Genomic DNA, 23295 nt, shown 5'->3' with positions numbered 1-23295 from the left:
ACCGGCGCGGACCGGAACGGGCCGTGGATAAGTCGCGGGGCCCCGAAAACAACGAAGCCGCCCGTCTCCGAGCGGCTTCGCCGAACTGGTGCTTGGCTGATGCGTGCCCGCGTCTGGGTCGGGCTCAGCGGCTTCCCTGCCGCGGGTGACGGCGCACTCGAACCGGGACGAGCTGGGCCTGCCGCCGCGGCTCCACGAGATCGAGGAGCCGCTCGCTCGCGCGGGCCAGGGCTTCGGTGACCGTCTGGGCGAGGCGCGCGGCGAGCGCGGGGGCGTTTCTCATCGCAGGGTCTCTCGACAACTGGTTACGGACATCTTCACACAGTCGAACGCCGCGGACACGCCTGCGTTCCGCCGGCCGTCCGGCCTCGTCCAACAGGATATGGGTGCACCGGCACCCAACTGCGAGAGGACGGCGCGACTGGGGCGGCGCAACGCCGCGGCGGTCGAGGCGCGCGGTCACGGAATCGCGATCGGGAGTAAAGCAGCCCCCTACCGAAACCGGCGGAACCATGGCCGAAACTTGGCGTTTCTAAGTCCAGATAGCCGCACACTGCCGCGGCGGAACTATTCGAAGGACCAGAACAATGCTCGGTTGGGCCGTTACATTTCTCGTCGTGGCCCTCGTGGCCGCTCTGCTGGGCTTCGGCGGCATCGCCGGTACGGCCATGGAGGCCGCGAAGCTCGTCTTCTTCGTCGCGATCGTGCTGTTCGCCATCTCGGCCGTCATCGGCCTGTTGCGCGGCCGCTCGCCGACACTTTGAGGATGAATCCGGCCGCCACTCGGTGAGCGGTGGCCGGACCAGACATCAGGCGCCCCGCCGGTCGATCCCGGTGCCGGGCGCCGCATCGGTTTCCTGTGCCTCGGCTCGCGGAGCTTCAGCGGCGCGGGCCTCGCCAGCCTCAAGACGAGCGATCAGATCGCGGAACTGGTCCGGTACCGGCTGCTGCACCACGGCGTCGTACATCGCGCGCAGATGGGTGCCGAGCCGGGTCCTGGCAAATGTATTGAGCCCCGCGTCGGACGGACGGTCGGCACCCGTCACATTCGGACCGGTGCCCTCGCCACGCGGCGGTGCAGCCTCCTCGGTCGCCGGCAAACCTCCGGCGCGGACGGCACCCGCCTTCCCGTCGTCATTCATTCACGGCATCCCCTTGGGCCGGGTGAACCCGCGCCCGCCGCATTGTCTTGCGGCTTGACATACGTCATGGCTGCTTCAGCAACGCTAGGATCCAACTTCGGTTCCGCTTCAACCGGAACGCAGCCGGTCCACCCGCGTTGGGCGGGAGGCGGCGAGAGAACACCGCAAGCCACAGGGGATCGAATGTCCACATCGCAACTCGTTGTGCAGCACCTGCCCTACCTGCGGCGCTACGCGCGCGCGCTCACGGGCAGCCAGGTGGCAGGTGACGCCTACGTCGCCGCGACCTTGGAAACGCTGGTCAACGAACCCGAAACCCTCGGGCGCAGCACCAACGTCAAGGCCGACCTGTTCCGGGTCTTCACGCGGATCTGGAATTCGCTCTCGGTCAACGGCAGGCGCGAGCAGGTGCAGCATGACCTGCCGGCGGAGGTACGCCTCGGCCAGATCACGCCGCTTCCGCGCCAGGCCTTCCTGCTCTCCTGCCTGGAAGGCTTCTCGGAGGAGGATGCCGCGATCATCCTCGACGTGGACGTGGCGCAGGTGCGCGACCTCGTGGACGAGGCCGGCCGCGAACTCGCCGCCGACATGGCGACCGAGATCCTGATCATCGAGGACGAGCCGCTGATCGCCATGGACCTGGAGGCCCTGGTGGAGGGCCTCGGCCACAACGTGATCGGCGTCGCCCGCACCCGCTCGGAGGCGATCAAGATCGCGGGCGAGGGCGGCAAGCGTCCCGGCCTGATCCTGGCCGACATCCAGCTCGCCGACGGCTCCTCCGGTCTCGACGCGGTGAACGATCTCCTGAAGACCTTCGAGGTGCCGGTGATCTTCATCACCGCCTATCCGGAGCGCTTCCTCACGGGCGAACGTCCGGAGCCGGCCTTCCTGATCGCCAAGCCGTTCCAGCCCGCCAACGTCTCGGCGGTGATCAGCCAGGCCCTGTTCTTCCAGCAGACCGCCCGCCGCCGCGAGGCCAAGACCGCCTGAGGCCAAGACCGCCTGAGACAACGAGCCGGCCTGACCGGCATCGAAGCATGGCCCCGTTCCTGACCGGCAAGAGCCCCGGCCCATCAGGCCGGGGCTTTTCTCGTTGCGCGGACCGTAGGGCACGCAAAAAAACGGGCCGGAGATGGCTCCAGCCCGTCTGAGAGGTTCCGGCCGATGCACAAGGGGAATGCGGGGAGGACCAGGTGGCCGGGTCCTATGCAAACGGGCGACACCGCGCGAGGTTCCCGCCGGGGCGCGCATTTTCATTGACAACCGTGTTTTTCAGGTCACATTTTGAGCCTGTGGACAAGACGCGTGCGGGACGGCACCTGCGCTCGGTTGCTGCCTGAATACTGTTGATGTCGTGGATTGCGCAGGGACGGAACCGGGGCACGGGCGGCCGCGTTCTGTTAACAACCTGTCAAGCTCCCCTCGGAGGTCGCGACGATGCTTCGGTCTGGTTTCATTCTGGGCGTGAGTGCACCGGCCGCCATCCTCACCCTTATGGTCCATCCGATGGTCCGCGACGTGGCCGACCGCTGGACGGCGCCGGTCGCGGCGATGGACGTACAGGCCCCCTACACGCTCCCGATGACGGCCCCTCTGCCGGGCATGCGCCCGGTCTCGCTGTCGATCAGCCCCACCCGGGTCGCGGGCGTCCCGCGTGGCGAGGGCCGGCAGGGACCGGCCGTGCAGGGCGCCACATCCGAGGAGCGCCCCACCCTGAAGCCGCGCCGGACCATGCGTGAGGGCTGCGAGGCCGCGCTGAGCGCCCTAGTCGGGCCGGAGGCGCGCCGCATGCTCCCGGGCCGCTGTATCTCCTGATCGGCCGTATTCCCGAGGATCAGCAACACCATCCAACGAAAAGGGCCCCGCTTACGCGGGGCCTTTTTCGTCCATCGGAACAGGTGACAAAAAGCGGCGCCCGCCCTGGTGGGGCGGGCGCCGCGAGCCGTGACCGTCGATCACTCGCCGCCGCGACCCGTGCCGGTCGACTGGCCGCCCTTGCGCCCGGCCGACGAGGCCAACTCGCGGTCCTGCGAGAAGGAGCGCTTCTCGGCCGGCACACTGCGACCGCCCTTGCTGGCGATCTCGCGCTGGCGCTCGATGTTCATGGACGCAAAACCTCGCTTCGAGGTCGAATTTCCCGATGCCATAAGTCCCTCCTCAGGCTTCGCTTCACCTCAACACAACCTTCGCCAATAACCGATGGTTCCTGTTCCGGTTGGCAACGGAACGGTCCGAACCCGCGCCTGTGCTCGGCCGTTGACGCTGCGACGCAACCGAAAACCGGTCGGCGCGAAAGCTTGGCCGTGATCAGAACGGGACAGTACCGAGATGACCAATCGCGAGATGGTGAAGGGTTCTCTGGAGCACGGCGACGCGGGCCAGCACGCCAACGGCCACGCCCTGCCGCCGATGCCGGCGCCCGAGGACAGCGCCACCCCGACGACCCGCGAGGAGCCGATCGATTCGCCACAGCCGAACGCCAGCGCCAAGCGCCGCCCCCCTGAGCAGGGCGAGATGGGCCTGACCACGCGGCGCTGAATCTCAGGCGCGCCGCGCCCGCCCCGCGCGGGCGAGCAGGATGACGAGCAGCGCGATGCCCAGGACGGTCGCGGCGCCCGCGACCGCGAGGATGCGGCGGACCAGCGGCGTGTAGACGCCCTTGGCGGCGTCGAAGCCGTAGCAGAGCAGGGCGAGCCGGTCGCTCAAGGTCCCGGTCCGTCCCTCGCCGGCCTCCACCAGGGCGAGGCGCAGGTCGCGCCCGTTGAGCGCCAGCGGCGAGAGGGTGTGGGCGACGCGGCCCTCGGGCGTGAGCAGGATCGCGGCGGCCGGATGCGCGATGCTGTCCGTGCCGAGATCGGGCACGAAGCCGTATCCGAGCGCCCGGGTGAGCGCCGCGACCGCCTCGGCCGAGCCGACCAGCGCTCGAGGCCGCGCGGGGGAGGGGGCGTCGCCGAGGGCTTCGGACAGCATGCGGCGCGCCGCCGCGGCATCGTCGCGCGGATCGAGGCCGACAAGGACGAAGCCGTATTCTCGGCCTTCCGCGAGGCCCGTCGCCACCAGCGCGGCGGCCGAGAGGGAGAGCATCGGGTCGCAGACGTTGCCGCAGGTGTAGTCCACCGGCAGCAGCAGGACCGGGCGCCCGCCCGCGGCCTCGGCGAGGGTCAAGGACCGGCCCTCGCCCGCATCCGTGAAGACGAGATCGAGGGGCGCGCGCGCGTCGGGCGGCGGTGCGAGCGCGACGCGTGCCAACTCCGCCTGCGTCAGCCGCGCGACGGCAGGACCAGGCAGGAGAGCCGCGGCGGCGACGGCCAGAAGCGGGAGAATCCGCCCCGGCCGGAGGCGGACAGGCGTCGATCGCCCCGAACGCATCGCTTCCTTGCCTCCGTCGCGGGCTGCCTCGCACGCCGCCGCGCACTGGACAAGTGCCGAACCTTCCGCATGGATGCAGGGCCCGCTTGTAGGGGCCGGAGCGTTGCCATGACCCTCGACACCGAGGTCTCGTCCCTGCGGCAGGTGCCGCTCTTCCGCGAGGTGGAGCCCGCGCGGCTGAAGCTCCTTGCCTTCACGAGCGAGCGCGTGCATTTCGAGCCGGGCCAGCGCTTCTTCACCCGCGGGGACGCCTCGGACGCGGCCTACCTGATCCTGGAGGGCGGCGCCGCGGTCAGCCTCGAGGGGCCGGCCGGCCCGATCCGGCTGGCGCTCCTCGGCCCCGACGCGCTGGTGGGCGAGATGGGCATTCTGGCCGACCAGCCGCGCTCCGCCACGGTGACGGCCGAGAGCGCCACCACGGCGCTCCGCATCGACCGGGGCGTGTTCCTCGAACTGCTGGCGCAATTTCCGCAGATCGGCATCGCGGTGATGCGCGAGCTGGCGCTGCGCCTGGAGCAGACCAATCAGGCTCTCGCCCAGAGCCGGGCCTGAACCCGCTCACGGCTTGGCGGCCCGGAGCCGCCGGGCGTTGGCGCGGCCGTAGAACCCGTAGAGCGCCAGCCCCAGAACGAGCCAGACGGCGAGCCGCAGCCATGTGTCGCCGGGCAGGCCCGCCATCAGCGCGAGGCAGCAGAGGATGCCGAGCCCCGAGACCAGGGGGGCTGCCGGCACCCGGAAGGGGCGGGGCCGGGCCGGCTCGCTCCGGCGCAGCAGCGGCACCGCCGCGCAGACGAGGCAGAAGGCGAGCAGCGTACCGATGCTGACGAGTTCGCCCAGCACCTCCAATGGCACGAAGGCGGCCACCAGCGCGGTGCCGATCCCGATGACGCCCTGGCTCAGCGCCGGCGTGCGCCGCACCGGATCGACCCGGCCGAAGGCGGCGGGCAGGAGGCCGTCGCGGGCCATCGCGAAGCAGATCCGGGCCTGCCCGTAGAGGGCGGTGAGCGCCGAGGTGGTGAGCCCGACGAGCGCGCCGATCTTGATCACCAGCGCGAAGCCGCCGAGCCCGGCCGCGTCGACCGCCCGGGCGATCGGGTCCGGCACGTCCAGGTCGCGGTAGGGCACGAGGCCCGTGAGCACCGCCGCGACCAGCACGTAGAGCAGGGTGGTGAGCGCCAACGAGCCGAGCAGCCCCACCGGCGCGTCGCGCTGCGGCCGGCGCGTCTCGGCGACCGCCGTCGAGACCGTCTCGAAGCCGATGAAGGCGAAGAACACCACGCCCGCCCCGCGCAGCACGCCGCTCCAGCCGTATTCCCCGAACCGGCCCGCATTCTCGGGCACGAAGGGGTGCCACAGCTCCGGCCGCAGATGGGCGAGGCCGACCGCCACGAAGGCCAGGATGATCGCGACCTTCAGGGCGACCAGCACGGCGTTGGCGGCGGCCGCCTCCCGGGTGCCGCGGATCAGCAGCCACGACAGCGCCAGAACGATCAGGCCGGCCGGCAGGTTGACGAGCCCGCCCGCCCCGGGCGCGGCGGCCAGCGGCGGCGGCAGCGCGAGGCCGAGATCGGCGAGGAGGCTCTGGGCGTAGCCCGACCAGCCGACCGCCACCGTAGCGGCCGCGAAGGCGAATTCCAGCACGAGGTCCCAGCCGACGATCCAGGCACAGAACTCGCCGAGGCTCGCCCGCGTATAGGTGTAGGTCGAGCCCGAGTCCGGCATCATGGCGGCCAGTTCCGCGTAGCAGAGGCCGACGAAGGCGCAGGCGATCCCGCCGAGCACGAAGGAGAGCACCAGCGCGGGGCCCGCATAGGCCGCGGCCGCAGTGCCGGTGAGCACGAAGATCCCCGCCCCGATCGTCGCGCCGAGCCCGATGCAGACGAGACCGAACCCGGTGAGATTGCGGGCGAGGCCCGGATCCTCGCCGGATCCGTCCAGGGGAACGTCTCCTGCGGGTCGGGCCGCGGGGGCGTGGTCTGGGGTCGGGCTGTCGCGCATGGCCGGTCTCTGAAGCCTGTCCGGCTCGGCCGGGCAAGTCCGGTCGGGCAAATCCCGGGCCGGGCGCTGCCCGGACGACGCTCCGGTTCCGACCCGCTACAAGCCGCTCCAGGCGGCCCTGGAGCGGCCGCGCGAACGGACACCGGAGAGGCACCAGCCGATGAACACCCTCGCGAAGAGCATTCTGGCGGCGCTGGCCGGCACGGCCGCCTGGGCCGCGCAGGCACAGCAGCACGGCGCCGGCCAGCATTCCGGCCATGGCGCCGGCCACGACCACGCGGCGACGGCCGAGACGACCGACAGCCCGGCCACGCGCGCCTTCCGGGACGCGAGTGCGGCCATGCACCGCGACATGGACATCCGCTACACCAACGATGTCGACGTCGATTTCGTGCGCGGCATGATCCCCCATCACGCGGGCGCGGTGGCGATGGCGCGGATCGCACTGGAGCATTCGCGGGATCCGGAGGTCCGCAGGCTCGCCGAGGATGTGGTCCGGACCCAGGAGGCCGAGATCGCCCAGATGCGGGCCATCCTGAAGCGTAAGGGAGTGGAGTAGCCCGAGCCGCGCCGCTCTCGGGGTCGTGACCGGAGCGGTTTGAAGAACCGATTACAGAATCCCTCCGGATCTCATCGCCCGCCTTGGTTCCTCGGGCCGCGCCGCTGTAGAGAAATTTTGTGCATAGGCGCGCGGAATAAACGCTACGCTCGAACGTGCGAACCGCACCGAGTGGGGATCAGCGGCTCCGCAGGAGCATCAGGGGAAACGCATGGCCTCGTTCTCGGAGAGCGACCGCGGGCGGTCGAAGGTTGCCACGGTGCTGCGTGTCACCAGCGGCAACTTCCTGGAGATGTTCGACTTCTTCCTGTTCGGCTTCTACGCTTCCTACATCTCGAAGGCGTTCTTCCCCGGCGGAAACGAGTACGCCTCCCTGATGCTGACATTCGCCACCTTCGGCGCGGGCTTCCTGATGCGGCCACTGGGGGCGATCTTCCTGGGCGCCTATGTCGACCGGATCGGGCGGCGCCAGGGCCTCATCGTCACGCTGACCATCATGGCGGCGGGCACCATCCTGATCGCCTTCGTGCCGGGCTACGAGACGATCGGGCTCGCCGCCCCGGCCCTCGTGCTGATCGGGCGCCTGCTTCAGGGCTTCTCGGCGGGCGTGGAGCTCGGCGGCGTCTCGGTCTACCTCGCCGAGATGGCCACGCCCGGGCACAAGGGCTTCTACGTCTCCTGGCAGTCGGGCAGCCAGCAGGTCGCCGTGATGGCCGCCGCGATCATCGGCTACGCGCTCAACCACAGCCTGACGCCGGGCCAGATGGGCGACTGGGGCTGGCGCATCCCGTTCTTCATCGGCTGCGCCATCGTGCCGTTCCTGTTCTACATCCGCCGCTCGCTGGAGGAGACGCAGGAATTCCTCCACCGCAAGGTCCGGCCGAGCACGGCTGAGATCTTCGCGTCGCTCGCCCAGAACTGGAAGATCGTCGTGCTCGGCATGCTGCTCGTCGCGATGACCACGATCTCGTTCTACACGATCACCGTCTACACCCCGACCTTCGGCAAGGCGGTGCTCAAGCTCTCCGACACCGACAGCCTGCTGGTCACCTTCTGCACGGCCCTGTCGAACCTGTTCTGGCTGCCGGTGATGGGCGCGCTCTCCGACCGGATCGGCCGCAAGCCCCTGCTGCTCGCCTTCTCGGCCCTGACCCTGCTCACCGCCTACCCGGCGCTCGCCTGGCTCGTCGGCCACGTCTCGTTCGGCAACATGCTCGTCGTGCTGCTCTGGCTGTCCTTCCTGTACGGCAGCTACAACGGCGCCATGGTGGTGGCACTGACCGAGGTGGTGCCGGCGCAGGTCCGCACCGCCGGCTTCTCGCTCGCCTACTCGCTCGCCACCGCCTTCTTCGGCGGCTTCACCCCGCTGGTCTCGACCTGGCTGATCGAGCAGACCGGGGACAAGGCGGCTCCGGGCATCTGGATGGCCCTCGGCGGCGCCTGCGGCCTCGTCGCCACCCTGGTGATCTACCGCGGATCCGCCGTGCGCGCCCGCGCGGCGGCCTTCGGCGTGGCCGGCTGAGGGCGGTCCCGCCGCGCCTCCAGCCCTCTCAGCGCAGGTAGCCGCGCGCCCGCAGGTCCCGCTCCACCGCCGCGTGCACGGGCTGCAGCACGTCGTCGTTCTGGGCCGGGGGCGGCTCGAGGGGCCGCATCGGGGGAAAGTCGTGTGTGGCCTCCGGGGCGGGCGCGCCAGAAGCTGCCGGTCCGCGCCGCGGCCCGCTCGCGAGCCGTGCCCGCAGAACACGCGTGCGCGTCGCCGCGCTCCGAGCGGATGCGATCAGCCTGCCCAGCATCGACTCCTCCGGATTCCCAGGTGAGTCAACGCGGGGCCCCGGGCTTCGTTCAGGGGCCGCAGGCGGCGACCTCATCGCGGCGGGAATCCGCGACTTCCGGACCCGCGGCGTCCCGTGCCAACCTTGCGGGCGATTCGCCCCCGGAGACCGGTCGATGAAACCCGAGATCCCCGCCGCCGTGCCCGCGAAGGGCGGCCTCGTCGCCTACCTGTCGCTCGGCGGCGCGCTGAAGGCGGCCGAGTTCTACACCCGCGCCCTCGGCGCCGAGATCGCCGCCGCGATGCCGCCCGACGACCAGGGCCGCACCATGCACGTGCACCTCTACGTCAACGGCTCCTCGCTGATGCTTGCCGACGCCTTCCCGGAATACGGCCACGCCCTCCAGCCGCCGCAGGCCTTCACCCTGACGCTGATCGTCGACGACATCGCGGCGTGGTGGGACCGGGCAATCGCGGCCGGCGCCACCCCCGTGAAGGAGCCGGGCGAGATGTTCTGGGGCGACCTCTATGCCCAGTTCCGCGACCCCTTCGGCGTGCTCTGGGCCCTCAACCAGCCCAAGAGGTGAGACGAGCGCCGAGACACGAGTTGGAGACATGCCGAGATCATCGGCCGACCGCCCGGAGAGCGTCGATGCATGCCGAGACCACGCCCGAGCGCGACCTCGTCCTCAGCCGCCTGATCCCGGCCCCGCCGCGCCTGCTCTACCGGGCCTGGACCGAGCCGGACCTTCTGCGGCGCTGGTTCGCCCCGGCGCCGTTCCGGGTCACGGAGGCCGAGATCGACCTGCGGCCCGGCGGCGCGACCCGGATCGTGATGGAGGGGCCGGACGGCACCGCCTATCCGAGCGCGGGCGTCTATCTCGAACTCGTGCCGGACACTCGGATCGTCTTCACCGACGCCTACCTGCGGGCTTGGGAGCCCTCGCCGAAGCCGTTCTTCACCGGCATCGTCACCTTCGCGCCGGAGGCCGGCGGCACGCGCTACACCGCGACCGCCCGGCACTGGAGCGAGGCCGACCGGGCCGCCCACGCGGCGATGGGGTTCCACGAGGGCTGGGGCCGCTGCGCCGACCAGCTCGCGGCGCTGGCCGCCACCCTCTGAGCCGGGAGATGCCGATGGCCGTCGCGACCTGCCTGTGGTTCGACCGGGAGGCCGAGGCCGCCGCCCGCTTCTACGTCGGCCTGATCGCGGATTCGGCGATCGAGCACGTCCAGCCCGCGCCGGGCCCCTGGCCGGGGGGCGCGGCGGGGGACCCGATCCTCGTGCGCTTCCGGCTCGGCGGCCAGAGCTTCCAGGCACTCAACGGCGGCAGGCCCGCCGATTACGGCACCGCCGCCTCGATCTCGGTCGCCTGCGCCGACCAGGCCGAGATCGACCGGCTCTGGGCGGCCCTGACCGCCGGGGGCGGCCGCGAGATCGCCTGCGGCTGGCTCAACGACCGCTGGGGCGTGCCCTGGCAGATCTTCCCCGAGGCGCTGCCCCGCCTCCTCGCCGACCCGGATCCGGCGGTGGCCGCCCGGGTCTTCGCGGCGATGCAGACGATGGTGCGGCTCGACCTCGCCGCGCTGGAGCGCGCCGCCGCTGGCTAGCGAGATCGCGCCCCGCCTGGGCCCGGCCACCGCGAAGGGAGCGCGGCCCTAGGCCGGCAGGACCACGACCTTCGTCTTCACGGGAGTCCGCGCGTAGAGGTGGATCATGTCCTGGCTGAGCAGGCCGACGCAGCCGCTCGTGATGCCGCTGCCGATCGATTCGGGCTCGCTGCTGGCGTAGATCGTGTAGAGCGTGTAGGCGCCGTTCTGGTAGAGATGCAGCGTGCGGGCGCCGAGCGGGTTGTCGAGGCCGCCCGGCATGCCGCGGGCGTACTTGGCGGCCTCGGGCTGACGCCGGATCATCTCCTTGGGCGGCGTCCAGGTCGCCCATTCGGACTTGCGCCCGACATAGGCGTCGCCGCTCCACAGGAACCCGTCGCGGCCGACATTGGCGCCGTAGCGGGTGGCCGATCCGTCGCCCTCGATGCGGTAGACGTAGTAGTTGCGGGGATCGACGACGATCGTCCCCGGCGCCTCCTTCGAAGCGTAGCTGACCGTCCGGCGATAGTATTTCGGATCGACCTTGCGGATGTCGACCGCCGGGATCGGGAACTTCTCGTCCGGCAGGGGCCCGTAGATCTTGGTCGCCTCGGCGAGGAGCAGGCCGTCGGACGTCGCGCAACCGCCCAGCGCCAGCGCGCCGAGGCCAGCGGCCGAGCCGGCCAGGAACGATCGGCGGTCGAGCCGGCGCGCCTGACGCTCGAGCGGAGAGGCCTCGGCCCCCGCGCCGACATCTGTGTTTCCAGCGCCCATCATCATGATCCTGGACTGTCCCGGCCTGCCGCCCGACGGGAAACACCGCGGCGTCGGCCCGTCGCGCAAATGGTCAAGCTGAGAGTGCGGCGGTTCGGCCCGCCAGGCAAGAGCGGGGTTCGCCGGCCGCGGCGGCCTCGCACTGGCTCGGCGCATGTCCAGGCGTGCTTCGGGGCTGATGGTCGAGCCAAGGCCGGCCACTGACCGTGGCGCGCTGCGCCGCCACAAATCTCGGGTCAGATCCCAATCGGCTTGACCATGCGAGGGTTCAGCTTCCGACCCCTAGCAGGCCATGGGAACGTCCGCTTGCGGGCTGCTCCGTGAGGCAGAGACCAACGACCGGATTGGGTGGTTTCCGGCTAGTTCGGTTCTGAGCGGCAAGGCTTAAAAGCCGACCTCGTCGCTTCCGCTTTTGAGCCCTTGTGGGCTTTTATCCGACCTCCTTGCAGGCGGCTCCGGCGAGCCCAAATACATCGCCTTGCTTTAAGATATTTTCATGTTTCGAAGTGTAGCGATCAAAGAAATTTATGCCACTTACCCTGTAAAACTGAGACGATCAGACTTGGTATTTGTAAAGAAACATTTCACTACATCTTGATCGCAAAATTTCTCCGGAGCATTGTTCACGATCCAGTTGCCGCATCCATCACGATTTTTATCGCGTTTTTAGCAACTTCTTTAGACGAGAATTTGATGGCCTCCCAGACCCAAGGGCCCGCCTTGCGCAAGTTCTCAAAAGTTCCTTGTCTATCGCCCCCATTGGCCGAATCGACAGCTTCACTCAGCGCTACCAACGACTTCCGTTGCCCAGTATCGCGCGCCGCTCCATTTAACTCATCGAGTTGAACTTGGAGTTCTCCAGCTAAGACGCCGAGATCAATATTTATGGCTCTCTCGCTGCTAAACAAAGCAGCATTCCCTTGAATATTGTTTTTCTTTCCAACCTGCATAGCCGTGCCGGAGTTTTCGTAAGAGTCACGCATAATTGTTACCTCAAGCTTGCTGTTTATGAATTGAAGAGACTGCTGAGAATTAGGCTGAGACTCGGCCTGCTTGAGCAAGTCAGCGCCCCGCTCGGTCAGGGAGGTTAGATCAAACGCGATCTCCGCGCCGCCGAAAGACGTTTTGCTATTCGCATAGCCTGCCTCGGACAGTAGTAGTTTATGGAAAACTAGCTGACGCCTGTCCACTTCTGAGATATTGACATCATCGCCATCCAATTTCATCAATAGGCATTTGCTTAGGTTGTTATCCTTTTTTACGCCTTCGCGAGAAAACGGCGTGATAGATTTTATCGCATAGAGATCGTATTCTGTTAAGATTCCACCCTTCCCTTCGCTTAAATTCTTCAGCGACAGGAGGATGCGAGAATAGTGAAATATCTGGTGGTGCCCATCGAAGGGCAATGTTATGCTGTCATATCCTGGCAACAGCGTGAGAACACTGCTAGCTTCGAATCGACTTATAGAAACGACGCTTCTGTCAGGATGGCGGGCATGATCTGAGATAAGCCCGTCAATTACCGCGTCTATTTGCCCTTGATTCGACACGTCTCAGGTTCCCTTCGGAGCATCACATCTAGGAACACAAGGTAAGATCGAGGTTGGCCTCGTCAGGACAGTCCACCTCCAGCTATGCCTTCGATGTCAGATTTCTACCCGAAGCCAAGATTGGCCGGACGGTCGTGGAAACAGCCGCTTTCGGGTATCGTGGATATCGAACTGTCTGGCTAGCACGGGTCGGATGCGGAGCGTCCGCTTCCTGATCGGAGGCCAAGGCCTGGTTTCCACCCTCAGCGGCGATCGGCATGGTCAAGCTGATCCGATTCCGATTCTAGCCCGGCACCACGTCGCGGATGACGAACCCGCTCTCCGGCCGGGCTGGGATGTGGGCGAGATCGAGGCTCAGGTTCTGCTCGGGCACCCGGTAGGCGAGGCAGGCGAGTTCGCCGGACAGCACCTCCAGCAGGATCTGGCTGATGCCCTCGCCCGGGCAGCGGTGGCCCTCCGCCGCCGAGCCGCCGCCGTGCGAGACCAGCGCGAAGGCGCCGGGCTGCGCGTCGCGGAAGCGCTCCGGATCGAACCGCTCCGGCTCGGGCCAGAGCCGCGGGTCGCGGTTGGTGCCGTAGAGGTCCATCAGCACCCAGTCGCCGGTCCGGAAATCGTGACCCTGCAGGCGGAAGGGCTCCTGCACACGCCCGCCGATGAACGGGATGAAGGGATAGAACCGCCGCACCTCCAGGGCGAAGCGGCGGCGCGCCGCCGCCTCCTGCAGGGTCGGGCGAAGCGCCGGGGCCTGATGCAGCGCCATGGCGGCGAAGACGACGTAGCGGGCATTGGCGACGGTGGGGCGCAGCACGTTGATCAGCTCAACCGCCGCGACCGCTTCGCCGAGCGGCTCCCCGTCGCGGTCGCGATGTTCGGCGATCGCCCGGGCGGCGCCCTCCGGCACCGCCCGGCGGCCGGCACGGATCTCCCGGATCATCGCGCGCGCCCAGCGCTCGGTGCGGGCGCGGTAGAGATGGCCGCGCCAGTTGCGCGGGCCGATCGCGCCGGTCCCGTCGATCATCGCGGCGAACTCGGCCGCGCGCGCCGCGACCTCCGCGGGTTCGAGGGGCAGCCCGACCCACTCGCAGACCGCGGCGGTGAGCACGCGGTGGGCCTCGTCGAGGAGCACGACCGCCTCCGCCCGCGCCCAGCCGTCCGCGGCGGCGCGCCAGTGCCGCAGCGTGATCGCGGCGAGGCGCTCCAGCGCCTCCGCCCCGACGAGGCCGAGGAACATCGCCTTGCGGCAGAGATGGGCCGCCCCGTCCATCACCATCACGCTGCCCTGGTCCTGGATCAGCGCGAAGCTCATCGCGGGCAGGGCGTGGCGGCGGGTGAAGCGGTGGCCGTCGTAGAAGCGGGCGGCGGCCTCGGCGCCCGTCATGCAGGTGACGGGGCTCAGCATCAGGCGGGTGGCGAACAGGTCCGAGCCCAGCGCCCGGCAGCGGTTCGGGATGAAGGCGTAGCCCTCGCGCAGGAGGGCGAGGCTGCTGTCGAGGGCGCCGGTGCGCGGCAGGGACGCGCGCCGCGCCGTCGCGAGAGGTGCGGACATGCTCTCCCCGGTCTCAAGGCTTCCCGGGGCCAACCCAGGGCGGCCGGACGGGTTCAGGCACGCGCGCTCAGCCGAGCGGCCGAACCATCAGCCGAGCGGCTGGACCAGCAGCTTGTCGACGCGCCGCCCGTCCATGTCGACCACCTCGAAGCGCCAGCCATGCGCCTCGACGCTGTCGCCCGCGCTCGGGATGCGCCCGAGCCGGAAGATCACGAAGCCCGCGATCGTGTTGAAGTCGTCCCGCTCCGGCTTCTCGGCGAGGCCCAGGCGCTCGAAGGCTTCCTCGGCCGGCATCATGCCGTCGATCAGGAAGGAGCCGTCGTCGCGCTCGACCACGTCGGGCTCCTCGCCGGGCTCCGGGATGTCGCCCGCGATCGCTTCCAAGAGGTCGGTCGCCGTGACGATGCCCTCCAGGCTGCCGTACTCGTCCACCACGATCGCCATCTGGACGGGCTTGGCCCGGAAGGTCTCGAGCACCGCCAGCACCGCCATCGCCTCGTGCACCACGATCGGCTGGCGCGTCACCGCGTCGATGTCGGGCGGCTGCCCGTCGAGGACGCGGTCGAGCAGGTCCTGCTTGCGCACCACGCCGACGACCTCGTCCACCGTGCCGCGGCTCACCACCACCTGGGCGTGGCTGCAATCGCGCAGCGCCCGCAGCACCACGTCGCGGTCGTCCTCCGCGTCGACCCACTCGATCTCGTGGCGGGGCGTCATCACCTCGCGGATGCGCCGGTCGCCCAGGGCGAAGATGCGCTCGACCGCCTCCTGCTGCGCCTCCTCGATCAGCCCGGCCTCGCGGCTCGCCTCGACCAAGAGGTTCAGCTCGGCGGTCGAGTGGTGGCCGCCCTCGCCGTGGCCGGGCTGGAGGCCGCACAGGCGCAGCACGCCGTTGCCGAGCCCGTTGAGAAAGACGATGGCCGGGCGGAACACGAACAGGAACAGGGAGAGCGGCCGGATCACCGCGAGCGCCGTGCGCTCGCTGCGCTGGAGCGCGAGGCTCTTCGGGGCCAACTCGCCCAGCACGATGTGCAGTGCCGTGATGATCACGAAGGAGATCACCACCGCGACCGTGTGGGCGCCCACGCTCGGCAGGACGCCCGGCAGCCAGGCGAGCGCCGGCTCGACCAGATGGGCGAGCGCCGGCTCGCCGACCCAGCCGAGTGCCAGCGACGAGATGGTGATGCCGAGCTGGGTCGCCGCCAGATGCGCGTCGAGATGGTCGGTCGCGGCGAGCAGCGCCTTGGCGTTGAGGCGCCCCTCGTTCACCAGCTCGGTCACCCGGCTGCGGCGCACCGCCACCAGGGCGAACTCCGCGGCCACGAAGAAGCCGTTGGCCAGCACCAGCGCGAGCACCGAGAGCAGGCCGAGGGCGGTCGCCCATGCATCGTCCGAAATCGTCGTCTCCCGCATCTTGGCCGACGCACTTTGGCCGGTCAGCCGCTGGCCAGCCATGCGGGCCGCGCCGGCCTGATCCGCCCGGATCTCCCATACCTGCCCCCGGGGATCAGGGCTATCCGAAGCCCGCCCCGATCCAGCCGGATAAAAGGGTGGATCGGCCCCGGCCGCGCGATCCGTCATCCACGCCGCCGAGCCGCCACCGGCTTGCCTGCACCGCCCTTACGGCTAAGCTTCGCGCGTCCGCCCGGCGCGGCGCCCACCCGGAGCCCTGATTGTCCTCCATCAAGATCAAGCCGGCCTGCGACGGCACTTACACGCTCTACCGCGACGGCGACGCCGTCAGCTCCGGCCTCACCCTGCATCAGGCGCAGGAACTCGCCGCGGTGCTGCGCTGCCTCGAACCGCGGGGCTGAGGGCGCGTCCGGGAACCGGGTGCCCGGATTGATCTTGATGTGAGATCCGCAGATGATCTCCGGGCAGCGAGTCGGACGACGCCTCGCCCCTGGCCTTGCTGCGCGTCGCGTTTTGCGTACCCGAACCGCCCCGCAACAGCGACGAGCCCTGCATGGCGATCGAGATCGAGCGCAAGTTCCTCGCGACGCGTGCCGTCCTGGAGCGCTGCCGCTTCGGCACCGTCATCGTCCAGGGCTATCTCTACACCGATGCCGAGAACACCGTGCGGGTGCGCCGCATGGGCGCGCGCTATCTCCTCGCCTGGAAGGGGCCGCGGCGTGGCGCGGTCCGCGAGGAGATCGAGTTCGGGCTGCCGGCTCCCGTGGGCGCGGCACTGCTGGCCGCGGTCGATCCGGGCAGCCGGGTCGAGAAGGTGCGCTACTGGATCGAGGACGGGGGGCGCATCTGGGATGTTGACGTCTTCGCGGGCGCCCTCGACGGCCTGATCCTGGCCGAGGCGGAACTCGCCCGGGCCGACGAGGCCGTGACGCTGCCGCCCTGGATCGGCGAGGAGGTCACCGCCGACGAACGCTACCGCAACTCGCGTCTCGCCGCCGGGGCCGGGGTGCCGCGCCGCGCCGCGGCGTAGGCCGAGCCCCGGAGCGTCCGGCGTATCCGCACTCGGGAGAGGCGCCGGCGCCACCGGCGGGGTGTGCCTTGCGGGTGCGCCGACCTAACTGCCTTCCCAAGGGATCCGACCCGCCTCGCGGCCGGACCGGCAGATGCGGAGGACGTGATGAAGGCCTTTGTCGTGCGCGCCCCGGGCGGCCTCGACCGGCTGGAGATCGCCGAGCGGCCCGATCCCGGCGCGCCGGGCCCCGGCGAGATCCGGGTCGCGGTGCACGCGACCTCGCTGAACTACCACGACCTGCTGGTCGCCGCCGGCCACTGGCCCGCCGAGGACGGCCGGATCCTGATGTCCGACGGGGCGGGCGTGGTCGAGGCGGTGGGCGCCGGCGTCACCGGGTTCGCGCCGGGCGACGCGGTCGTCTCCTGCTTCTTCCCGCAATGGCCGGATGGGCTGCCCCACGGTGCGGTCGGGGATTTCGCCGGCACGCCCGGCGACGGCATCGACGGCTTCGCACTCACCCACGCGGTCCGCTCCGCGCAAGCTTTCACGCGCGCACCGCGGGGCTGGAGCCACGCGGAGGCCGCGACGCTGACCACCGCCGGGCTCACCGCGTGGCGGGCCCTCGTCGCGGATGGCGGGCTGAAGGCCGGCGACACGGTGCTGGCGCTCGGAACCGGCGGCGTCGCGATCGCCGCCCTGCAGATCGCCAAGCTGATGGGCGCGGCCGTGATCGTCACCTCGTCGTCCGACGCCAAGCTCGAGCGCGCGCGGGCGCTCGGCGCCGACCACACGATCAACTACCGGGCGCACCCGGACTGGGGGACGCTGGCGCGCGACTGGACCGGCGGCCGCGGCGTCGACCACGTGCTCGAACTCGGCGGCCCCGGCACCCTGGCGCAGTCGATCGAGGCGGTGCGGGTGGGTGGGCACATCTCGCTGATCGGGGTGCTCACCGGACTGTCCGGCGAGATCCCGACCGCGGCGCTGATGGCCAAGCAGGCGCGCCTGCAGGGGCTGATCGTCGGCAGCCGCCGCCAGCAGCAGGACTACGTCGCCGCCCTTGATTTAGCGGGCATCCGCCCGGTGATCGACCGGACCTTCGGCTTCGACGACCTGCCGGAGGCCTTCCGCTACCAGGAAGGCGCGGCGCATTTCGGCAAGATCTGCGCGGCGTGGTAGGCCGCGCCCCGTTCCCAGTCAGGAGTCCTCCATCATGAGCGAACGTATCATCCTGCGCGCCGGCGAGGCGCTGGTGGCGGGCGGCCCGCCCAACACCGCCTCTGAGCCCGAGGTGATCATCGGCGAACTCGACGGCCCGGTCGGCACGGCGCTGGCCACGCTGACCGGCGATCAGGTCGTCGGCCACAGCCGCGTCTTCGCGCTCTTGAACACCGACATCATGGTGCGCCCGGTTACGCTCTGCGTCTCGAAGGTCAGCGTGACCGAGAACAAGTACACCTCGATCCTGATGGGCACGGTGCAGTACGCCATCGCCAACGGCGTGCTCGACGCGGTGCGGGCGGGCTACATCCCGAAGGAGAAGGCCAACGATCTGGGCATCATCTGCTCGGTCTGGCTGAGCCCGGGGGTGATCCAGGCCGAGAGCGTGGACCACAAGGCCCTGTTCGAGATCCAGCGCAAGGGCATGACCGAGGCGATCCGCAAGGCCATGACCAACGAGCCCTCGATCGACTGGCTCCTGGAGAACCAGGACAAGATCGTGCACAAGTATTACCAGATGGGCCTCGACGGGAAGATCTGACCGCCCGCGCAGGGCCGGGGCGCAGGATGTGTCCCGGCTCGCTTCCGCAGCCCGGGTGGAACACCACCCTCACGCAGCCGCCCGTCCCGGAACGTCTCGCAGAGGCCCGGCCCGACCCGATGAGGTCGTGCCCGTCCGCGATCTGCGGGCCCGGCACCGTGACGCGGCGGCTGGCGCCCTGACCGTGCCGGCAGCGTGCCGTCACGGTGGAGTCCGAAGAAGGCGGGGGGCACGCCGGCAGGCGGGCGAGCCTGCGCACGGACATGACGGGCCATCCGGAGCGCGGCCCCTTCGGCACCGCGCCAAGCCCGGCGAGACCCATTCCTGCGAGGCGGCGCGCGGACCTGCGCCGGACGCATCGTCCGGGTCGCCGCCCGCCCGGACAGGGCAGGGCCGGTGGAACTCCTGGGGCCGCCTCCGGGTTGGCCGCCACGATCCGGTGCGACGCACAAACGGCCGCCCCCCGCTCCGAGCGGCCGGCCCGTCCCGCACCGGGCCTGGGGGGGCACCCAGGCGTTCCGGGAGCGCCGCGCTGATGGCGCCTGCCGAAAACACGAAGGACATCCGCCCATGATCCGACCGCTCGTCCTGCTCACCCTCTGCCTCGGCGCGGCCTCGCCCGCCCTGGCACAATCCGCCGCCCTGGGCGGCCCCCTCGACGCACCGCTCGCCAGCCACCGCCACCGGCCCACCATGCTGATCCACGGCAACTATTGCGGGCCCGGCAACAACGCTCCTCGGCCGCCGATCGACGCCCTCGACGCGGCCTGCGCCCGGCACGATGCCTGCACGCCGGACGGCGCCCTGCCGTCGCGGGCCTGCAACCTGCGCCTCCAGCGCGACGCCGACCTGATCTCCCGCGACCCGCGCCAGCCCGACGACCTGCGGGCGCTCGCCGGCCTCGTGGCGGCCGGAGCCGCCATCATGCCGTCGGAGCCGGGTCTCGCGCCGCGAGGTCTCGCGACGGCCCCGGCCCCGGTCGCCGTGCCGGCCGAGACGCCCGCGTCGACGGGCAGTCTCGCCCGCACCGTCGAGGCTCCTTCGGCAGCCCTCGACCCGGACGAGGACGAGGCGGAGTGAGGCGGCTCGCCCCAACTGCCTGACTTCGACGCGTGCGGCGCGGCCCCAGGGCCGCGCCGCACGCGCGTCGGGCGCCCGCACCGGATCGAGCCAACGTCTGCCGCCGCGCCGGAAACGTAGCCGTACCTTCCCCGGTTCAGACCTCGACAACGCCGCGTGGGCGGCGCGATCCGGGAGGCGATCCATGAGAGCTCTGGTCTGGCACGGAACCCAGGACATCCGCTGCGAGACGGTGCCGGATCCGCAAATCGAGGACGAGCGCGACGCGATCATCAAGGTCACGGTCTGCGCGATCTGCGGCTCCGACCTGCACCTCTACGACCACTTCATGCCCGGCATGCAGAGCGGCGACGTCATGGGCCACGAGTTCATGGGCGAGGTCGTCGAGACCGGCCGCGGCGTGAACGGCGTCCTGAAGAAGGGCGAGCGGGTCGTGATCCCGTTCACGATCATCTGCGGCGAGTGCGACCAGTGCAAGCGCGGCTTCTTCTCGGTCTGCGAGCGCTCGAACCGCAACAAGCACATCGCCGCCAAGGCCTTCGGCCACACCACGGCGGGCCTGTTCGGCTACACCCACATCACCGGCGGCTATCCGGGGGGACAGGCCGAGTACGTCCGGGTGCCCTTCGCCGACAAGACGCACATCAAGGTGCCGGACGCGCTCACCGACGAGCAGGTGCTGTTCCTCGGCGACATCTTCCCGACCGGCTGGCAGGCCGCCGTGCAGGCCGACATCCAGCCGACCGACACGGTCGCGATCTGGGGCGCAGGGCCCGTCGGCCAGATGGCCGTGCGCTCCGCCCTGCTGCTCGGCGCCCGGCAGGTGGTCTGCATCGACAGCGTCCCCGAGCGCCTCGACATGGCGCGTGCGGGCGGCGCGATCACGATCGACAACAGCCGCGAGAGCGTGGTCGAGCGCCTCAACGAGCTCACCGGCGGCAAGGGTCCGGAGAAGTGCATCGACGCGGTCGGCATGGAGGCGCACGCGCCCCGCGCCCTGGAGCACGCCTACGACCGGGTGAAGCAGGCGGTGATGCTGGAGAGCGACCGGCCCACCGTGCTGCGCGAGATGATCTACGTCTGCCGCCCGGCCGGCATCCTGTCGATCCCGGGCGTCTATGGCGGGCTCATCGACAAGGTGCCGATGGGCGCCGTGATGAACAAGGGCCTGACCATCCGCACCGGCCAGACGCACGTGAACCGCTGGACCGACGACCTCGTGCGCCGGATCGACGAGGGCCAGATCGACCCGTCCTTCGTGATCACCCATCGGGCGAGCCTGGAGCAGGGGCCGGAGATGTACCGCACGTTCCGGGACAAGAAGGACAACTGCATCAAGGTGGTGCTGCGGCCCTGAGGCCGCTCCCGCATCCCGTCCGCTTCGTTTGCCGAGAGGTCTTTCGAGAGGTTCCGCCATGTCCGTCCCGTCCCGGCGCCGCAGCCGCATCGCCTCCGATCCCCGGCGCAGGCCGGACCCTGCCACCGCGCAGTTCGCCCGCGGGCTCGGCTGGTTCTCGATCGGCCTCGGCGTGACCGAACTCGCCTTTGGCGACGCGATTGCCCGCTGGCTCGGCATGCCGCGCTCGGGTCCGCTGATCCGGGCTTACGGCCTGCGCGAGATCGCGCAGGGCGCCGGCATCCTCGGCGCGCAGGATCCGACGCCCTGGATCTGCGCCCGGGTCGTCGGCGACGGGCTCGACATCGCCAGCGTCCTGCCCGCGCTGGAGAGCGACAACCCGAACCGGGGCAACGCGATGGTTGCGCTGGCCTCCCTCGCCGGGGTGACGGTCGCCGATGTGCTGTGCGCCCAGGCCCTCATCGACGCACCCCGGATGCCGTCGGACGCGGTGCGTGCCGAATACGGCCGCCGCAGCGGCTTCCCGCGGGCCGCCGAGGCGATGCGCGGGGCGGCCGCGGATTTCGAGCCGCCCCCCGACATCGTCGGTCCGGAGGCGATGCGGGCATGGACGGCACCTGCGGCCTGAAGGCCGTTCTTCGCGGAGGCCGACTCCCGGGTAGGGCGCCTGGGAACAGGAGAGGGGAGGGCGCTCCGATGGCGGGAGCCGCCTAGCTTGCGCAACGTCGGCCCTCGGCGGCCGTCACGTGCCCGTCGCGGATTTTTCGCGAGTTTGTCGTATCGGGTGTTGACGGGGCGGCTGGGCATGCGTAGACACCGCTCATCGGCGCCGGCCGCGAGAGCGACCCGGGCGCCGACGCTTCTTCCGACAGTTCAGGCAGACGATCTGGCGCGAGCCGGGTGGTCCGCTGTTTTGTCGGCTGAAGGGTGTCGATCCCGACGATCCGGCCGCTTCGGTGGCTCCGAGAGGCGGGGTTGACAGGGGGAGACGAGGGCTCTAAACGCCCTCCACCGCTGAGACGGACCTGCCCTGAGGCCGGTCGGTAGCACGGTTCCTCCAGGCAGGCAAGCGGGTTTCGGGTGGACAGCCCGGTCGCTTGGGTGCCGGATCCAGGTTTCCTCCGGGGTTCGCCCCGGATCCAGCTGTCGCCCTCGGGTGCGTCTGGCGCTCTTTGACAAGTTGATCTGAGAAAGAGAAGCGTGGGCGGCGTCGTCCTTGCGGTCTTGGGGTTCTCGCGGCGCTGGCTTTGGCTGGTGCGTGGGGGTTCTGGGACGTGAGATGAGACGCTGGTTCCAAAGCTTCTTTAGGAGCTCCGGATTGCTGGAAACGGTGATCTGATGTGCTTCTGTCGATGATTTGTGATTGGTGTCATGATCAGCTCTTCAACTTGAGAGTTTGATCCTGGCTCAGAGCGAACGCTGGCGGCAGGCTTAACACATGCAAGTCGAACGCATCCTTCGGGGTGAGTGGCAGACGGGTGAGTAACACGTGGGAACGTGCCCTCCGGTTCGGGATAACTCAGGGAAACGTGAGCTAATACCGGATACGTGCTTAGGCAGAAAGGTTTACTGCCGGAGGATCGGCCCGCGTCTGATTAGCTAGTTGGTGGGGTAACGGCCTACCAAGGCGACGATCAGTAGCTGGTCTGAGAGGATGATCAGCCACACTGGGACTGAGACACGGCCCAGACTCCTACGGGAGGCAGCAGTGGGGAATATTGGACAATGGGCGCAAGCCTGATCCAGCCATGCCGCGTGAGTGATGACGGCCTTAGGGTTGTAAAGCTCTTTTCTCCGGGACGATAATGACGGTACCGGAGGAATAAGCCCCGGCTAACTTCGTGCCAGCAGCCGCGGTAATACGAAGGGGGCTAGCGTTGCTCGGAATCACTGGGCGTAAAGGGCGCGTAGGCGGCGTTTTAAGTCGGGGGTGAAAGCCTGTGGCTCAACCACAGAATGGCCTTCGATACTGGGACGCTTGAGTATGGTAGAGGTTGGTGGAACTGCGAGTGTAGAGGTGAAATTCGTAGATATTCGCAAGAACACCGGTGGCGAAGGCGGCCAACTGGACCATTACTGACGCTGAGGCGCGAAAGCGTGGGGAGCAAACAGGATTAGATACCCTGGTAGTCCACGCTGTAAACGATGAATGCTAGCTGTTGGGGTGCATGCACCGCAGTAGCGCAGCTAACGCATTAAGCATTCCGCCTGGGGAGTACGGTCGCAAGATTAAAACTCAAAGGAATTGACGGGGGCCCGCACAAGCGGTGGAGCATGTGGTTTAATTCGAAGCAACGCGCAGAACCTTACCATCCTTTGACATGGCAGGCTTGTTCCAGAGATGGATCGTTCCCTTCGGGGACCTGCACACA

General features: G+C 69.4%; 26 protein-coding genes and 1 rRNA gene (1 of these 27 running past the window's edge). 18 read left to right on the top strand and 9 right to left on the bottom strand.

The features are described 5' to 3' along the window. Nucleotides 1-124: 124 nt before the first annotated feature. On the bottom strand, nt 125-283 hold the full coding sequence (locus DK427_RS26460; RefSeq protein WP_162559836.1) for a hypothetical protein: 159 nt from the start codon (nt 281-283) through the stop codon (nt 125-127). Nucleotides 284-587: 304 nt separating this feature from the next. On the opposite strand from DK427_RS26460, the gene DK427_RS19130 reads away from it, so the two are divergent. Continuing rightward, nucleotides 588-764 (top strand): DUF1328 domain-containing protein, encoded by a 177-nt coding sequence (locus tag DK427_RS19130; RefSeq protein WP_082773302.1) that lies wholly within the window; start codon nt 588-590, stop codon nt 762-764. Between the two features lie 45 nt (nt 765-809). On the opposite strand, the gene DK427_RS19125 is transcribed toward DK427_RS19130, so the two are convergent. Continuing rightward, entirely contained in the window at nt 810-1142 is a 333-nt protein-coding gene (locus tag DK427_RS19125; protein ID WP_162559835.1) for a NepR family anti-sigma factor, read from the bottom strand. Nucleotides 1143-1325: 183 nt separating this feature from the next. Between DK427_RS19125 and DK427_RS19120 the strand changes: the two genes are divergently transcribed. Next, nucleotides 1326-2132, top strand: coding sequence for a response regulator (locus DK427_RS19120; protein WP_066926467.1), 807 nt, complete (start codon nt 1326-1328; stop codon nt 2130-2132). A 447-nt stretch (nt 2133-2579) separates the two neighbouring features. Then, complete coding sequence (locus DK427_RS19115; RefSeq protein WP_109952642.1) at nt 2580-2957, top strand: hypothetical protein; 378 nt, start codon at nt 2580-2582, stop codon at nt 2955-2957. 140 nt (nt 2958-3097) lie between these two features. Here the strand turns inward: DK427_RS19115 and DK427_RS19110 are convergent, their stop codons facing one another. Beyond that, a complete protein-coding gene (locus DK427_RS19110) occupies nt 3098-3247 on the bottom strand; it encodes a con-10 family general stress protein (protein WP_245930634.1) in 150 nt (49 codons plus the stop codon). Between the two features lie 223 nt (nt 3248-3470). Here DK427_RS19110 and DK427_RS19105 point away from each other — a divergent pair, with 223 nt between their 5' ends. Continuing rightward, nucleotides 3471-3680: a hypothetical protein gene (locus tag DK427_RS19105; protein ID WP_109952640.1), complete on the top strand. Its 210-nt coding sequence runs from the start codon at nt 3471-3473 to the stop codon at nt 3678-3680. A 3-nt stretch (nt 3681-3683) separates the two neighbouring features. On the opposite strand, the gene DK427_RS19100 is transcribed toward DK427_RS19105, so the two are convergent. Beyond that, nucleotides 3684-4391 carry an SCO family protein gene (locus DK427_RS19100; RefSeq protein WP_245930633.1) on the bottom strand — a complete coding sequence of 236 codons (708 nt, stop codon included), beginning with the start codon at nt 4389-4391 and terminating at the stop codon, nt 3684-3686. A gap of 228 nt (nt 4392-4619) precedes the next feature. Between DK427_RS19100 and DK427_RS19095 the strand changes: the two genes are divergently transcribed. After that, nucleotides 4620-5063 (top strand): Crp/Fnr family transcriptional regulator, encoded by a 444-nt coding sequence (locus DK427_RS19095; RefSeq protein ID WP_109952639.1) that lies wholly within the window; start codon nt 4620-4622, stop codon nt 5061-5063. A gap of 6 nt (nt 5064-5069) precedes the next feature. Here the strand turns inward: DK427_RS19095 and DK427_RS19090 are convergent, their stop codons facing one another. Beyond that, nucleotides 5070-6509: an amino acid permease gene (locus DK427_RS19090; protein ID WP_109952638.1), complete on the bottom strand. Its 1440-nt coding sequence runs from the start codon at nt 6507-6509 to the stop codon at nt 5070-5072. Nucleotides 6510-6669: 160 nt separating this feature from the next. Between DK427_RS19090 and copM the strand changes: the two genes are divergently transcribed. From copM to DK427_RS19060, 5 genes are all read left to right on the top strand, one after another. Continuing rightward, complete coding sequence (gene copM, locus DK427_RS19085) at nt 6670-7068, top strand: CopM family metallochaperone (protein ID WP_109952637.1); 399 nt, start codon at nt 6670-6672, stop codon at nt 7066-7068. 211 nt (nt 7069-7279) lie between these two features. Beyond that, nucleotides 7280-8590 (top strand): MFS transporter, encoded by a 1311-nt coding sequence (tcuC, locus tag DK427_RS19080; RefSeq protein WP_109952636.1) that lies wholly within the window; start codon nt 7280-7282, stop codon nt 8588-8590. 425 nt (nt 8591-9015) lie between these two features. Next, a complete protein-coding gene (locus DK427_RS19070; protein ID WP_109952634.1) occupies nt 9016-9426 on the top strand; it encodes a VOC family protein in 411 nt (136 codons plus the stop codon). Nucleotides 9427-9491: 65 nt separating this feature from the next. Further along, nucleotides 9492-9962, top strand: a complete 471-nt coding sequence (locus tag DK427_RS19065; RefSeq protein WP_109952633.1) for an SRPBCC family protein — start codon at nt 9492-9494, stop codon at nt 9960-9962. A gap of 14 nt (nt 9963-9976) precedes the next feature. Then, nucleotides 9977-10450 carry a VOC family protein gene (locus DK427_RS19060; RefSeq protein WP_109952632.1) on the top strand — a complete coding sequence of 158 codons (474 nt, stop codon included), beginning with the start codon at nt 9977-9979 and terminating at the stop codon, nt 10448-10450. A gap of 48 nt (nt 10451-10498) precedes the next feature. On the opposite strand, the gene DK427_RS19055 is transcribed toward DK427_RS19060, so the two are convergent. The 4 genes from DK427_RS19055 to DK427_RS19045 all read right to left on the bottom strand — a co-directional run bounded on the left by DK427_RS19055 (nt 10499) and on the right by DK427_RS19045 (nt 15712). After that, entirely contained in the window at nt 10499-11203 is a 705-nt protein-coding gene (locus tag DK427_RS19055; protein ID WP_109952631.1) for a L,D-transpeptidase, read from the bottom strand. 623 nt (nt 11204-11826) lie between these two features. Continuing rightward, nucleotides 11827-12753: a hypothetical protein gene (locus DK427_RS26455; RefSeq protein WP_162559834.1), complete on the bottom strand. Its 927-nt coding sequence runs from the start codon at nt 12751-12753 to the stop codon at nt 11827-11829. Nucleotides 12754-13036: 283 nt separating this feature from the next. Beyond that, nucleotides 13037-14299, bottom strand: coding sequence for a cytochrome P450 (locus DK427_RS19050; RefSeq protein WP_109952630.1), 1263 nt, complete (start codon nt 14297-14299; stop codon nt 13037-13039). 87 nt (nt 14300-14386) lie between these two features. Then, on the bottom strand, nt 14387-15712 hold the full coding sequence (locus DK427_RS19045) for a hemolysin family protein (RefSeq protein ID WP_109954268.1): 1326 nt from the start codon (nt 15710-15712) through the stop codon (nt 14387-14389). A gap of 260 nt (nt 15713-15972) precedes the next feature. Here DK427_RS19045 and DK427_RS26765 point away from each other — a divergent pair, with 260 nt between their 5' ends. The 8 genes from DK427_RS26765 to DK427_RS19010 all read left to right on the top strand — a co-directional run. Next, nucleotides 15973-16113, top strand: coding sequence for a hypothetical protein (locus tag DK427_RS26765; RefSeq protein WP_204165191.1), 141 nt, complete (start codon nt 15973-15975; stop codon nt 16111-16113). Between the two features lie 152 nt (nt 16114-16265). Further along, complete coding sequence (locus tag DK427_RS19040; RefSeq protein WP_109952629.1) at nt 16266-16742, top strand: CYTH domain-containing protein; 477 nt, start codon at nt 16266-16268, stop codon at nt 16740-16742. 147 nt (nt 16743-16889) lie between these two features. Next, a complete protein-coding gene (locus DK427_RS19035) occupies nt 16890-17903 on the top strand; it encodes a zinc-dependent alcohol dehydrogenase family protein (protein WP_109952628.1) in 1014 nt (337 codons plus the stop codon). 34 nt (nt 17904-17937) lie between these two features. Next, entirely contained in the window at nt 17938-18486 is a 549-nt protein-coding gene (locus DK427_RS19030) for a formaldehyde-activating enzyme (protein ID WP_109952627.1), read from the top strand. 570 nt (nt 18487-19056) lie between these two features. Then, on the top strand, nt 19057-19566 hold the full coding sequence (locus tag DK427_RS19025) for a phospholipase A2 family protein (protein ID WP_109952626.1): 510 nt from the start codon (nt 19057-19059) through the stop codon (nt 19564-19566). A gap of 184 nt (nt 19567-19750) precedes the next feature. Further along, on the top strand, nt 19751-20923 hold the full coding sequence (locus tag DK427_RS19020) for a zinc-dependent alcohol dehydrogenase (RefSeq protein WP_109952625.1): 1173 nt from the start codon (nt 19751-19753) through the stop codon (nt 20921-20923). Between the two features lie 58 nt (nt 20924-20981). Further along, nucleotides 20982-21551, top strand: coding sequence for a cyclase dehydrase (locus tag DK427_RS19015; protein WP_109952624.1), 570 nt, complete (start codon nt 20982-20984; stop codon nt 21549-21551). Nucleotides 21552-22307: 756 nt separating this feature from the next. Next, nucleotides 22308-23295 (top strand): 16S ribosomal RNA (locus DK427_RS19010) (it continues 495 nt past the right edge of the window).

It is taken from the genome of Methylobacterium radiodurans (assembly GCF_003173735.1).
GTDB lineage: Bacteria > Pseudomonadota > Alphaproteobacteria > Rhizobiales > Beijerinckiaceae > Methylobacterium > Methylobacterium radiodurans.
Note: the sequence above shows the minus strand (reverse complement) of the source record. Positions and strands in the feature narration are given on the sequence as shown.